Here is a 13,861-nt window from a genome sequence, read left to right on the forward strand (position 1 = left end):
GTGGGGGTGCTACCGCGACTCGCATCGTGGAAAGAGCCCCCACCCGGATCGCATCTTTGATGCGATCCGACCTCCCCCGCAAGCGGGAGAGGTGAAGTGAGAGTGCGGGGCGCGGATCGAGCCAAAAAACGAGTCCTGCCTCTTAGTTGCCGCCGATCTCACCGCTGATGACGTCGCCGAACAATTGCCAGCGCTCACCCTTGAACTGCATCAGCTGCAGCTGCTCGATCGGCTGGAAGTCGGCAGGACCGGTCGAGAGCGTCACGCCGGGCAACAGGCCGCCCTGCGCAAACTGCTTCAGGCTCGCCGCCTGCTTCATCACATTGGCGCGGGTGAGGTCGTCGCCGCAGCGGCGCAGCACCTCGACCATGGTGGTCGCCATGTTGTAGCCGGTCATCGCCGAGGCATCGGCCCGGTTGGTGTCGGGCATGTACTTGGCGAGCAGCTCGTCGAACGCCTTCATGCCGGCGTCATCCTTCCACTGCGGATCGCTGGCGTCCTTGGCGTAGGCTGCCGAGATCACACCCTGCGCATTGTCGAGCCCGGCCGGACGCATCACGGTTGCGGTGGAGGCCGAGACGTTGGAGACGATCGTCACCGGCTTCCAGTTCATCTCGCCGAGCTTCTTGATCGCCTGGGCGCCGAATTTCGGCGTGGTGAAGAAGATGATGACATCAGGATTGGAGGATTTCAGCCGCACCACATGGGAGTCGATGGTGGGTTCGGCGACCTCGTAGTTCTCCTTGGCGGCGATCCGCGCGGGATCGCCGGCGAAGCCGTCTTCGAGGCCCTTGAGGTAGTCCTTGCCCATGTCGTCGTTCTGGTAGAGCACCGCGACCTTGGCCGTGGGCTTCTCCTTGAGCAGATATTTCGCGTAGATCCGCGACTCGCTCTGGTAGCTCGGCAGCCAGCCCATGGTCCACGGGAATGCCTTCGGATCGTTCCACTTGGTGGCGCCGGTCGCGACGAACAGCTGCGGCACCTTCTTGGCGTTGAGATATTTCTGGATCGCGGTGTTGGAGGCGGTACCGAGCGTGCCGAACAGGAACAGCACCTCATCGCTCTCGACCAGCTTGCGCGCCTGCTCGACCGCCTTCGGCGGCGAATAGGCATCGTCGTAGGAGATGAAATTGATCTTGCGGCCGTTGATGCCGCCGTCGTCGTTGACCTTCTTGAACACCGCGGCCATCGCCTTGCCGACCACGCCATAGGCCGACGCCGGGCCGCTATAGGGCACGATATTGCCGACCTTGATCTCGGTGTCGCTCGCTCCTGTGTCGTATTTCTTCTGCGCCCAGGCGGCATTGCCGGTCGCGGCGGCGACGGCGAGGCCAAGCAGGGCGGTTGCGACACGGTGACGGATCGGCTTCGGCATTTCCCGAAAACTCCTTGTTGTTGCCGCCGCAAGGGCGACGGTTTCTCGCCGGGTTTCCTAGCGCATTGCCAGGCAAAGCGTAAGCAGGCATCTCGCGGGGCCGACCGGCGAGCAGCCGCCTTGGCCAATGAAAAGGCCAATGAAAAAGCCCCCTGCGACGATGTCGCAGGGGGCCATTGTCAGCCGACCGTCGGCGCGACAATCAGCCGCCGACGTCGGCGCTGATGACCTCGCCGAACAGTTCCCATTTCTCGCCCTTGAACTTCATCAGCTGCAACTGGCTGATCGGAGCGAAATCGTTCGCGGCGGTGTTGATCTTGATGCCGGGCAACAGCACCTCGGTGCGGAAATCCTGCAGGCTCGCCGCCTGCTTCATGATGTTCTCGCGGGTCAGGTTGTCGCCGCACTGCTTCAGCACCTGGACCAGCGTCTGCGCCACGCCGAAGCCGACCACGGTGCCGCCGTCGAGCTTGTCGCCCTCCGGGAAGTCCTTGGCCATGAAGGCATAGAACTCCTTCATGCCGGGATCGTTGTCCCATTGCTTGTCGGAGGCATCCTTCAGATAGGCGGCGGAGATGATGTCCTGAGCGTTCTCGAAGCCGGCCGGTTTGATCACGCTGCCGACCGAGGCCGACACGTTGTTGAGGAAGTGGGTCGGCTTCCAGCCGATCTCGGCGACCTTCTTGATCGCCTGCGCCGCGAATTTCGGCGTCGCGATGTCGATGAAGACGTCGGCGTTGCTCGCCTTCAGCTTGACGATGTTGCTGTCGATGGTCGGCTGGGAGGTCTCGAAGCTCTCCTCGGCGACGATCATGCTGGCGGCCTTCTGGCCGAGGCCGTCCTTCAGGCCCTTCAGATAGTCCTTGCCGTAATCGTCGTTCTGGTAAAGCACCGCGATCTTGGCGTTCGGCATGTTCTTCAGGATGTACTTGGCGTAGATCTGGGTCTCGCTCTGGTAGTTGGGCTGCCAGCCCATGGTCCAGGGAAAGTCCTTCGGATCGTTCCACTTGGTGGCGCCGGTGGCGACGAACAGCTGCGGCACCTTCTTGGAGTTCATGTACTTCTGGATCGCCGAGTTCGACGGCGTGCCGAGCGAGTTGAAGATCAGCAGCACCTCGTCGCTTTCGACCAGCTTGCGGGCCTGCTCCACGGCCTTCGGCGGCGAGTAGGCGTCGTCATAGGAGATGAAGTTGATCTTGCGGCCGTTGATGCCGCCGGCGTCGTTGATCTTCTTGAAATAGGCGGCCTCGGTGCGGCCGATGATGCCGTAGGCGGAGGCGGGTCCGCTGTAGGGCATGATGTTGCCGATCTTGATCTCGGTGTCAGTGGCGCCGGTGTCGTATTTCTTCTGGGCCAGCGCAGCGCTGCCGGATGTCGCGACGAGCGCGAGCGCGGCCCCGAGGACCGCAAGTCTTGTGGTAGCGGACATTGATGTCTCTCTCCCTGTTGTCAGACGAATGTGTCGCGGCCCCTTGTTTCGAGGGCTCTGTTATTTGGCTGCAATGACTACCATTTCGGGCGGCCCGTCTCAATGAAAAGCCCCTGCGACAACGCCGCAGGGGCCGCGTCTTTAGTCGACAATTAAGGGTTAACCGCCGACGTCGCCGCTCAAGATGTCGCCAAAGCGGTCCCAGGTCTCGCCCTTGAACCGCATCAGCTGCAGTTGCGAAAGCGGCGCGAAATCGGTCGCCGAGGTGTTGACCTTGATGCCCGGCAGCAACCCGCCAAGCTCGAGGTCGCGGATGCTGGCGGCCTGCTTCATGATGTTCTCGCGCGTCAGATTGTCGCCGCACGCCCGCAGCACATGCTCGAGGCCCTGCGCGACCGTGTAGGCGTACATCACGGACGCGTCGGCACGGTTTGCGTCTGGGTAGTATTTATCCAGAAATTCGTTCCAGGCGATCATTCCCTTGTCGGTCTTCCACTGCGGATCGGTCGGATCCTTCAAATATTGCGACGAGATGATGCCCTGGGCGGCCTCGAAGCCCGCCGGCTTGATCACGCTGCCGATCGAGGACGAGACGTTGTTGAGAAAGTGCAGCGGATGCCAGTCGATCTCGGCGTTCTTCTTGATCGCCTGCGCCGCGAATTTCGGTGTGGTGATGTTGAAGAACACATCGGCGCCGGAGGCCTTGAGCCTGACGATATGGGAATCGATGGTCGGCTCCGTCACCTCGTAGCTGTCCTCGGCGACGATCATCGATGCCGCCTTGCTGCCGAGCCCGTCCTTGAATCCCTTCAGATAGTCCTTGCCGTAGTCGTCGTTCTGGTAGAGCACCGCGATCTTCGCGTTCGGCTTGTTCTTCAGGATGTACTTCGCATAGATGATCGACTCGCTCTGGTAGTTGGGCTGCCAGCCCATGGTCCAGGGAAACTCCTTCGGATCGTTCCACTTGGTGGCGCCGGTCGCGACGAACAGTTGCGGCACTTTCTTCTGGTTCATGTATTTCTGGATCGCCGAGTTCGGCGGCGTGCCGAGCGAATTGAAGATCATCAGCACCTCGTCGCTCTCGACCAGCTTGCGCGCCTGCTCGACGGTCTTCGGCGGCGTGTAGGCGTCGTCGTAGCTGATGAAGGTGATCTTGCGGCCGTTGATACCGCCTTCGGCGTTGATCTTGCGGAAATAGGCGTCCTCGGTCTTGCCGATCACGCCATAGGCGGAGGCCGCTCCGCTATAGGGCATGATGTTGCCGATCTTGATTTCGGTGTCGCTGGCGCCGGTGTCGTACTTCTTCTGGGCAAGCGCCGCGCTGCAGGATGCGGAGACGAACGCGAACGCAACGGCAATGGCCGCCAGATGTCGTGTTGCAGACATGCGGTTTCTCTCCCTGATGGCAGATGATGTGTCGCGGCCCCCTGTTTCGAAGGCTCATTGTTGTCAGCAAAAGCTATCATCTTACCTGGAGCGTCTCAACGAAAAGCCCCCGCGGCATGGCCGAAGGGGCTGCGTCTTTAGTCGCGCTCGCTGATCTGCCCGCGCCAACCGCGGAGATTGCGGTGAGTGCTGGAGACGCCGTTGAGTTGAGCGCGCGGATGTCGACGACAATCCGCGAAGATCAGTTGCTCAGATTGCTCGAAATGATGTCGCCGAACAGCTCCCACTTCTCGCCCTTGAAGCGCATCAAGCGCAATTGCTTGATCGGCGCGAAGTCGGTCGCCGAGGTGTTGATGCTGATGCCCGGCAGCAGCGTGTCGGGGACATAATCCTTCAGGCTCGCCGCCTGCTTCATGATATTGGCGCGGCTGAGATCGTCGCCGCACATCTCCAGCACGTGCACCATGGTTTGTGCGGCGGCGTAACCGTAGGAGGTGGCGCCGTCGAGCTTGTTGGCGTCGGGATAATCCTTCTTGAGGAAGGCAAGGAATTTCTGCATGCCGGGATCCTGATTCCATTGCGGATCGGCGCCGTCCTTGATGTAGGACGCCGACAGGATGCCTTGCGAATTTTCGAAGCCGGCCGGCTGCATCACGCCGCCGACCGAGGCCGAGACATTGGCTACGATGTGCAGCGGCGTCCAGGCGATTTCGGCGGCCTTCTTGATCGCCTGCGCCGCGAATTTCGGTGACGTGACGCTGATGAACGTGTCGGCGCCGGCGGCCTTCAGCTTGACGATGTGATTGTCGATCGCGGGTTCGGAGGTTTCATAAGCCTCCTCGGCGACGATCATCGACGCCTTGTCGCCGAAGGCGTCCTTCAGGCCCTTGAGGTAGTCCTTGCCGAAGTCGTCATTCTGGTAGAGCACGGCAACCTTGGCGTCGGGCTTGTGCTTCATGATGTATTTTGCGTAGACCCGCGCCTCGTCCTGGTAGGACGGCTGCCAGCCCATGGTCCACGGATAGTCCTTGGGGTCGTTCCACTTGGCGCCGCCGGAACCGACGAACAGCTGCGGCACCTGCTTCTCGTTCATGTACTTTCGGATCGCAGCGTTGGTTGAGGTGCCGATCGAGCCGAACACCAGCAGCACCTCGTCGTCCTCGACCAGCTTGCGGGTTTGCTCCACAGTCTTGGCCGGCGAGTAGCTGTCGTCATAGCTGATGAACGTGATCTTGCGGCCGCGGATGCCGCCGGCCTCGTTGATCATCTTGAAGTAGGCCGCCTCGGTCCTGCCGATCACGCCATAGGCGGAGGCGGGGCCGCTGTAGGGCGCGGTGTTGCCGATCTTGATCTCGGTGTCGCTGGCCCCGGTGTCGTATTTCTTCTGCGCCAGCGCGACATTGCAGCTCGTCAGGATCAGAGCGAATGCGGACAACAGCGCCGTCAGGGACGGACGTGCGGCAGTCATGGTTTCCCCACCTCGGGTTCTTCGTCTGCAGTATTCAATACCATCGGTGCGGGGCGTCAATAAAAAGCCCCCGCGACGGGTATCGCGGAGGCTGTTGTTTTATTCCCGCAGTGCAACGTCACTCCGAGGGGACATCGCCGGAAATAATGTCACCGAACAGCTCCCACTTCTGGCCCTTGAAGCGCTGCATTTGCAGCTGGGCGATCGGGGCGAAGTCGGTGGCCGAGGTGTTGATCTTGACGCCGGGCAGCAGGGTGTCGGGCGTGAAGTCCTTCAGGCTCGCCGCCTGCTTCATGACGTTGGCGCGGGTGAGATCGTCGCCGCACATTTCGAGCACCTTGGCGAGCGTCTGGGCGGCGCCATAGCCGTAGACGTAGCCGCCGTCGGTCTTGTCGGCGCCCGGCATGTACTTGTCGAGAAACTCGGCCCACTTCTTCATGTTGGGATCGTTGGCCCACTGCGGATCGGCACCGTCCTTGGCATAGGCGGCCGACAGCACGCCCTGGGCGTTGTCGAAGCCGGCCGGCTGCATCACGCTGCCGACCGAGGCCGACACGTTGGTGATGATCTGCAGCGGCTTCCAGCGAGCTCGGCGGTCTTCTTGATGGTCTGGGCGCCGAATTTCGGCGTCGTGTAGATCAGCAGAACGTCCGGATTGGCGGCCTTGATCTTGACGATGTGGCTGTCGATCGACGGTTCGGAGATCTCGTAGCTCTCCTCCATGATGATGCTCGTGGCTGCCTTGGCGCCAAAGCCGTCCTTGGTGCCCTTGAGGTAGTCTTTGCCGAAGTCGTCGTTCTGATAGAGGATCGCGACCTTGGCGTCGGGCTTCTCCTTCATCAGCCACTTGGCATAGATCTGGGCTTCGCTCTGGTAGCTCGGCTGCCAGCCCATGGTCCACGGGAAGTTCTTCGGATCGTTCCACTTGGTCGCGCCGGTGGCGACGAACAGCTGCGGAATCTTCTTGGAGTTCAGGTATTTCTGGATCGCGGTGTTGGACGGCGTGCCGAGCGGATTGAAGACCAGCAGCACCTCGTCGCTCTCGACCAGCTTGCGCACCTGCTCGACCGCCTTCGGCGGCGAATAGGCGTCGTCATAGCTGACGAAATTGACCTTGCGGCCGTTGATGCCGCCGCGGTCGTTGATCATCTTGAAATAGGCTTCTTCGGTCTTGCCGATCACGCCGTAGGCGGAGGCTGGGCCCGAATAGGGGATGATGTTGCCGACCTTGATCTCGGTATCGTTCGCGCCGGTGTCGTATTTCTTTTGGGCGAATGCGGCAGTTGACGTCGCGGCAACAGCTGCGATCGCCGCGGAAATCGCGGCGATCCGAACAGTAGAAAGCATAATGTCTCCTGGTTTGATTCTATAGGCTCTTAACTGGTTTGAGCATGATCTCTCTCGGAAAACCGCTTCGCACTTTTCCGGATCATGCTCCTAGTTCTTCTTGAGCTTTGCGGCCAGTTGCTGGGCAACGATCGCAACCTGCCTGGCGCCGTGCGGCACGAGGAAGATGACGAGGAACAGCAGCACGCCGAACACCGCACCCGAAAGGCCCTTGGAGATGCCTTCGGCAATGTTCGGCACGAAGATGATGAAGGCGGAGCCGACGATTGAGCCGGGCAGCCAGCCGACGCCGCCGACCACCATGCCGAGGAACAGCGAGATCGCGAGCTGGATGGTGTAGCCGTCCGGTGCCACGAACTGCACCGCGATGGCGCCGAGACCGCCGGCGACGCCGGTGATGCCGGCCGAGACGCCGAACGCCAGCGTCTTGTACAGCGCGACGTCGACGCCCATCGCGGAGGCCGCGATCTCGTTGTCGCGGATCGCCATGAAGGCCCGGCCGGAGCGCGAGCGCAGCAGGTTCACCGAGGCGACGTAGATCGCGATCGTGACCACCAGGGTGAAGTAGTACAGCCACATGTCCTGCGACAGCGGCAGGCCGAACGGCGCATCCGGCTTGGTGACGACGAGGCCCTGCACGCCGCCGGTCCAGTGCTCGAAATAGCCGAGCTTGAGCAGCTGCGGCATCGCGGTCGCGAGCGCGAAGGTCGCGAGCGCCAGATAGACGCCGGACAGCCGCAGCGCCGGCTGGCCGAACAGGAAGCCGAAGCCGAAGCAGACGATGCCGGCGATCGGCAGCGTGAGGGCATAGTTCATGCCCGCATGCTCCATCAGGATCGCCGAGGTGTAGGCGCCGACGGCGTAGAACGCGCTCTGGCCGAGCGAGAACTGGCCGCTTCCGCCGGTCAGGATGTTGAGCGCCATCACCGCAAGCCCGTAGATCAGAAGCATCGTCATCTGGAAGATGATGAAGTTCTTCACGAACAGCGGGATCAGGACCAGCGCGGCGAGCACGACGAGCGAGGTGCCATAACCCAGGGTCATGGCGCGCTTGGGCACGGCCTCGACGGCCTGGCCTTCGGTGACGACTTCGACTTCTTCAGCGGCGCTCATGATCAAACTCGCTTGACGATGGCGCGGCCGAACAGGCCTGCCGGTTTCACGACCAGGACGACAATGATCAGCGCAAGCGCGATCGGAAGCTTCAGCTCATTGCCGACGCCGGGGATGTAGGTGCCGACCAGGTTCTCGAAGATGCCGACCAGGAAGCCGCCCATCACAGCGCCGAACGGCGAGCTGAGGCCGCCGAGCACGGCTGCGGCAAAGCCGTAGATCAGCACGCCGAGCATCATGTTGGGCTCGAGGAACACCACCGGGGCGATCATCATGCCGGCGATCGAGCCGATTGCGGACGCCATGCCCCAGCCGAGTGCGATCATCCACGAGGTATTGATGCCGACCAGCCGGGCCGATTCAGGCAGCGAGGCGGCCGCGCGCATCGCAAGACCGACCCGGGTGAAGCGGAAGAAGAAGAACAGCAGGAGCAGCATCAAGAGCGTGATGCCGATCATGCCGGCCTGGTGGGTCGAGATCAGCTGGCTGCCGAGGAACGGCGAGGAGCCGAACGGCGTCGGATATTGCTTGATGGTGAAGTCCCAGATCAGGCCGGCGACCGAGTTGATGATCGCATAGAGCGCGATGAAGCCGGCGACGTTGGTCAGGATCGGCGCCTTGGCCAGCGGCTTGAACAGCAGCCGTTCGATGACGATGCCGGCGAGGAACGAGAAGGCGACGGTGAGCACGAAGGCGCCCCAATACGGCACGCCCCACTGCATCAGCTGCCAGGATACGAAGGTCGAGAACATCGCCATTTCGCCCTGGGCGAAATTCAGATGGTCGATGGCCTGGTAGATCATCACGACCGCGAGCGCCATGCAGGCATAGATCGCGCCCGTGGCGATGCCGGCCAGGACCTGGTTGGCAAAAAGCTCCATTGTGCCAGCTCCCTCAGTAGCCGAGATAGGATTTGCGGACGTCTTCGTTGTTCGCGATGTCCTTGGCATTGCCCGACATCACGATCCGTCCGGTTTCGATCACATAGGCCTGGTCGGCGAGCTCGAGCGCGAGCTGCGCATTCTGCTCGACCACCAGGATGGTCACCTTTTCCTCGCGATTGATCTTGCCGAGGATGCGGAACAGGTCGCGCACGATCAGCGGCGCGAGGCCGAACGACGGCTCGTCGAGCAGCATCAGGCGCGGCCGCAGCATCAGCGCGCGCGCCACCGCGAGCATCTGCTGCTCGCCGCCGGACAGCGTGCCGGCCTGCTGGGTGTAGCGCTGCTTCAGCACCGGGAAATGCTCGTACATCCGCTCGATGTCGGAGCCGATGGCGCCCTTGTCGGAGCGGCTGATGGCGCCGAGCTGCAGGTTCTCCTCCACCGTCATGTTGGTGAAGGTGCCGCGGCCCTGCGGCACATGGGCGATGCCGAGCCGGACCACGTTTTCGGTCGAGCGCGTGCCGATCGGCTTGCCCTCGAACTCGATCGCGCCGGTCGAACGCACCATGTTGCAGATCGCCCGCAGCGTGGTGGTCTTGCCGGCGCCGTTGGCGCCGAGCAGGGTGGTCAGCGAGCCCTCGTTGAGGGAAAAGCTGAGGCCGTGCAGAGCCTGGACCTGGCCGTAATAGGCGCGCAGGTCCTTGACGTTGAGCATCGCGGTCATTGGTCCTTGCTCCCCAGATAGGCCTTGATGACGTCGGGGTCGGCCTGGACCTGGGCCGGCGTGCCTTCGGCCAGCTTGCGGCCGAAATTGAGCGCGACGACGTGGTCGGCGATCGACATCACGAGACCCATGTGATGCTCGACCAGCAGCACCGTAATTTTACGGTCATCGCGGATTTTGCGGATCAGATCGCCGAGCACGTAGACTTCCTCGTGATTGAGGCCGCCGGCCGGCTCGTCGAGCAGCAGGATCTTCGGATCTGCGGCCAAAGCGCGCGCCAGCTCGACGCGCTTCTGGGTGCCGAACGGAAGTCCCGAGACCACGGTGTGGGCGACGTCCTCGAGATCGAGATAGCCGAGGATGTCGTGCACCTTCTTGTTCATGTCGCTCTCGCCGCGGCGAACCCAGGCGAGACGCAGCGAGTCGCTGACGATGTCGCTCGAGGTGCGCGCATGGGCGCCGACGCGGACATTGTCGATCACGGACAGATTGGGGAACAGCGCGACGTTCTGGAAGGTGCGGCCGATGCCGATCTCGGCGATCCGGTGCGGCGGGCGCGACAGGATGCTCTTGCCTTCCATCAGGATGTCGCCGGACGACGGCTGGTAGAGCCGCGACAGGCAATTGAACAGCGTCGTCTTGCCGGCGCCGTTCGGCCCGATCAGTCCGAGGATCTGTCCATGGCGCATGTCGAACGACACGCCATTCAGTGCGATGATGCCGCCGAACACGACGCTGACGTCGCGAACCGCGAGCAAGGGATCATTCCCCTGCGCGAGCTGTGCCTGCGTCATCTCGTCTCGCCCGCCGTCTTCGAGCGGTGCGAGCGGCCCTGCGATGCGTTTCGCTGGACGTGATGGAGGCTATCTGATCCCCTCGGCCAAACGTGCAACTTTCCCTCCTACTCTGGTCTTTTTGCGTTCTTCTTTTTTGGATTGCGGCGCCATTCCACCGAGCGCCTGCTCGATGTTCCTTACCATCGCGACAAGACGAGGTCCAATGTCGTTGAGCAATCTATCTTCCGTGAAGCGGAATGCCGGCGCGCCGCAATTGAAGGCGTAAGGACCGGTTCCGTCGTTCAATCTCAATGCAACGCCAACCGCGGCGACGTCGTCCTGCCAGTCGCCGGTCGACATGGTGAAGCCGTGCTTCGCCACCGTCTCGCCGGAACGTTCGATGCCGTCGCGCATCTTGGCCCAGCGGCTGCCATAGTGATCCCGCAGCTCGCGTAGTAGAGCCGCGCGCTCCTCGGGTGGCAATGCCCAAATATAGGCACGTCCCATCGCGGTGGTCGCTATCGGCACGCGCGAGCCGACGTCGAGCTGCACACCGAGCGCCAGGCCGTTCCGGCTCTGGCCGAAATAGATCATGCTGTGGCGGTCGCGGCCACCGACGGCGACGGCGCCGCCGGTCGCGCGCATCACTTCTTCTCGATAGGGTTCGGACAAATGCCGAACGCCGAGATTGGCGAGCGCGGCGTAGCCCAGCGCCATCGCCGACGGCGCGAGCTGATACTTCTCGAATTTCGGTACAGGTGTAAGGTATCCCAGCTTGGTCAGCGTGTAGGTCAGCCGGGAAATGGTTGGCTTCGGTAACTTGGTGCGGGCGGCAATCTCCTGATTGCCGAGCAGCCCGTCGTTGGGTTGAAATGCGCGCAGGACGTCCAGTCCGCGGGAAAGCGCGACGACGAAATTGCGATCGGTCGCTGCTTTCTTGCTGGCGCGCTTCATCCCTATCCTTGCCCTGCCCTTGTCATGCTCGTTGACAAGGCTCGTGCTTCAAAATAACCCTCCGTGTCAAGATGTGGAATTAAATTTCGCAGTGCGAAATTGGTCTAATCGTAGCGGCTCGACGCAAGTCGTGCAGCTACTCAACGCAAGTTCAAGAACAAGCATCCCAAGCATCCAGGGAGAGTCCCGGTGAGTGAAGTCGTCAAGCTCGAACGTCATGACAATATTGCCGTCGTCACGGTTAACAGTCCGCCCGTGAACGCGCTGAGCGCTGCGGTGCGCGGCGGCATCTTCGAGTGCATCAAGGCCGCGATCGATGATGCGCAGGTCCAGGGCATCGTGCTGACCTGCGCCGGCCGCACTTTCATCGCCGGCGCGGACATCACCGAATTCGGCAAGCCGCCGAAGCCGCCCGGCCTCGCCGAGGTGCTGAGCCTGATGGAAAGCTCGCCGAAGCCGATCGTTGCCGCGATCCACGGCACCGCGCTCGGCGGCGGCCTCGAGGTTGCGCTGGCCTGCCACTACCGCGTCGCCACCAAGGACGCCAAGCTCGGCCTGCCCGAGGTGAAGCTCGGCCTGCTGCCGGGCGCCGGCGGTACCCAGCGTTTGCCGCGCGCGGTCGGTCCCGAACTCGCGGTCAAGATGATCGTCGGCGGCGACCCGATCAGCGCCGATGCGGCGCTGAAGGCCGGCCTGATCGAGGAGATCGTCGAAGGTCCGGCGTCGGGCGGTGAGGCATTTGCGCGCAAGGTGGTCGCCGAGAAGCGTCCGCTGCGCAAGCTGCGCGATGACGACTCGAAGCTCGCGGCGGCCAAGGCCGACCGTTCGATCTTCACCAATGCGGTCGCCGCGCTGACCAAGAAGTCGCGCGGCCTCGAGGCGCCGTTCGCCGCAGCCGATGCCGTCGGCGCCGCGATCGACCTGCCGTTCGAGGAAGGCCTGAAGAAGGAGCGCGAGGGCTTCCTCAAGCTGATGAACGGCGAGCAGTCCAAGGCGCAGCGCTATGCGTTCTTCGCCGAGCGCGAGGCCGCCAAGATCTCCGGTGTCCCCGACGGCACCAAGGGCCGCAACGTGGCGCGCGTCGCCATCCTCGGCGCCGGCACCATGGGCGGCGGCATCGCGATGTCGTTCGCCAATGCCGGCATCCCGGTCACGCTGATCGAGACCGGCGAGGAGCAGCTCAAGCGCGGCATGGGCATCATGCAGAAGAACTACGAGGCGACCGCCGCGCGCGGTGGCATCCCGGCGGACGCGCCCGCCAAGCGCATGGCGCTGATCAACGGCGTCGTCGGGATCGAGAACGTCGGCGACGCCGATCTCGTGATCGAGGCGGTGTTCGAGACCATGGCGGTCAAGAAGGAAGTGTTCGGCAAGCTCGATCAATACGCCAAGCCGGGCGCGGTGCTGGCCTCCAACACCTCCTATCTCAACATCGACGAGATCGCGCAGTCGACCAAGCGTCCGCAGGACGTGCTCGGCATGCACTTCTTCTCGCCGGCCAACGTCATGAAGCTGTGCGAGATCGTGCGCGCCGACAAGACCGCGCCCGACGCGCTGGTGACTGCGGTGTCGATCGCCCGCAAGATCGCCAAGGTGCCGGCCGTGGTCGGCGTCTGCGACGGCTTCGTCGGCAACCGCATGCTGGCGCAGCGCGGCAAGCAGTCCGAGAAGCTGCTGTTCGAAGGCGCGCTGCCGCAGCAGGTCGACGCGGTGGTCACCAAGTTCGGCATGCCGATGGGCCCGTTCGCGATGGGCGATCTCGCCGGCCTCGATATCGGCTGGCGCTCGCGCAAGGACCGCGGCATCAAGTCGGAGATCGCCGACGCGCTGTGCGAAGCCGGCCGTTTCGGCCAGAAGACCGGCAAGGGTTACTACAAGTACGAGCCGGGCTCGCGCTCGGCGCTGCCCGATCCGGAGGTCGAGAAGCTGATTGACGAGACGCTGGCGCGCCTCGGCCGCAAGAAGCGCGTCGTCTCCGACGACGAGATCCTCGAGCGGATGATGTACCCGATGATCAACGAAGGCGCGAAGATCCTCGCCGAGGGCATCGCGGCGCGTCCGTCCGACATCGACGTGGTCTGGCTCTATGGCTATGGCTGGCCGATCTATCGCGGCGGCCCGATGTTCTGGGCCGACAGCGTCGGCCTCAAGCACATCGCCGACCGCCTGGCCTTCTACGCCAAGGAGACCAACGATCCCTCGCTCGAGCCGGCGCCGCTGCTCAGGAAGCTCGCCGACGAAGGCAAGACCTTCGCCTCGCTCGCCGCGGCGTCGAAGGCGGCGTGATCACCTTCGGCGATACAACGGCAGTGACCGGTTCCCTCTCCCCTTGTGGGAGAGGGTTAGGGAGAGGGGTGAGCCGCATCGGCACTGCCCGTGTGAACTCCCACCCTCCCACCACCGGG

The 13,861-nt window shown here is 63.0% G+C and carries 10 protein-coding genes and 1 pseudogene; 1 reads left to right on the top strand and 10 read right to left on the bottom strand.

Annotated features, from left to right (window positions below):
• Positions 1 to 142 precede the first annotated feature (142 nt).
• The 10 genes and pseudogenes from AKN84_RS42685 to AKN84_RS42730 all read right to left on the bottom strand — a co-directional run bounded on the left by AKN84_RS42685 (position 143) and on the right by AKN84_RS42730 (position 11,456).
• Positions 143 to 1,375 (bottom strand): ABC transporter substrate-binding protein, encoded by a 1,233-nt coding sequence (locus AKN84_RS42685; protein ID WP_050426329.1) that lies wholly within the window; start codon positions 1,373 to 1,375, stop codon positions 143 to 145.
• 202 nt (positions 1,376 to 1,577) lie between these two features.
• A complete protein-coding gene (locus AKN84_RS42690; RefSeq protein ID WP_050426330.1) occupies positions 1,578 to 2,804 on the bottom strand; it encodes an ABC transporter substrate-binding protein in 1,227 nt (408 codons plus the stop codon).
• A gap of 159 nt (positions 2,805 to 2,963) precedes the next feature.
• Entirely contained in the window at positions 2,964 to 4,190 is a 1,227-nt protein-coding gene (locus AKN84_RS42695; protein ID WP_050426331.1) for an ABC transporter substrate-binding protein, read from the bottom strand.
• A 241-nt stretch (positions 4,191 to 4,431) separates the two neighbouring features.
• Positions 4,432 to 5,658, bottom strand: coding sequence for an ABC transporter substrate-binding protein (locus AKN84_RS42700; RefSeq protein ID WP_050426332.1), 1,227 nt, complete (start codon positions 5,656 to 5,658; stop codon positions 4,432 to 4,434).
• Positions 5,659 to 5,776: 118 nt separating this feature from the next.
• Positions 5,777 to 7,005: pseudogene (locus tag AKN84_RS42705) on the bottom strand (ABC transporter substrate-binding protein).
• A gap of 90 nt (positions 7,006 to 7,095) precedes the next feature.
• Entirely contained in the window at positions 7,096 to 8,118 is a 1,023-nt protein-coding gene (locus AKN84_RS42710) for a branched-chain amino acid ABC transporter permease (RefSeq protein WP_050426333.1), read from the bottom strand.
• Positions 8,119 to 8,120: 2 nt separating this feature from the next.
• The gene (locus AKN84_RS42715; protein ID WP_050426334.1) at positions 8,121 to 8,999 is read right to left on the bottom strand and encodes a branched-chain amino acid ABC transporter permease; all 879 of its coding nucleotides are present in this window, start codon (positions 8,997 to 8,999) and stop codon (positions 8,121 to 8,123) included.
• Positions 9,000 to 9,012: 13 nt separating this feature from the next.
• Positions 9,013 to 9,726 (bottom strand): ABC transporter ATP-binding protein, encoded by a 714-nt coding sequence (locus tag AKN84_RS42720; RefSeq protein WP_050426335.1) that lies wholly within the window; start codon positions 9,724 to 9,726, stop codon positions 9,013 to 9,015.
• Positions 9,723 to 10,520, bottom strand: coding sequence for an ABC transporter ATP-binding protein (locus AKN84_RS42725; RefSeq protein ID WP_050406254.1), 798 nt, complete (start codon positions 10,518 to 10,520; stop codon positions 9,723 to 9,725). Before AKN84_RS42725 ends, AKN84_RS42720 begins: the two co-directional genes overlap by 4 nt.
• Before the next feature lie 69 nt (positions 10,521 to 10,589).
• Positions 10,590 to 11,456, bottom strand: coding sequence for an IclR family transcriptional regulator (locus AKN84_RS42730; RefSeq protein ID WP_050426336.1), 867 nt, complete (start codon positions 11,454 to 11,456; stop codon positions 10,590 to 10,592).
• A 189-nt stretch (positions 11,457 to 11,645) separates the two neighbouring features.
• Here AKN84_RS42730 and AKN84_RS42735 point away from each other — a divergent pair, with 189 nt between their 5' ends.
• A complete protein-coding gene (locus AKN84_RS42735) occupies positions 11,646 to 13,742 on the top strand; it encodes a 3-hydroxyacyl-CoA dehydrogenase NAD-binding domain-containing protein (RefSeq protein WP_050426337.1) in 2,097 nt (698 codons plus the stop codon).
• Positions 13,743 to 13,861: the final 119 nt, after the last annotated feature.

Source organism: Bradyrhizobium tropiciagri, assembly GCF_001189845.1.
Lineage (GTDB): Bacteria > Pseudomonadota > Alphaproteobacteria > Rhizobiales > Xanthobacteraceae > Bradyrhizobium > Bradyrhizobium tropiciagri.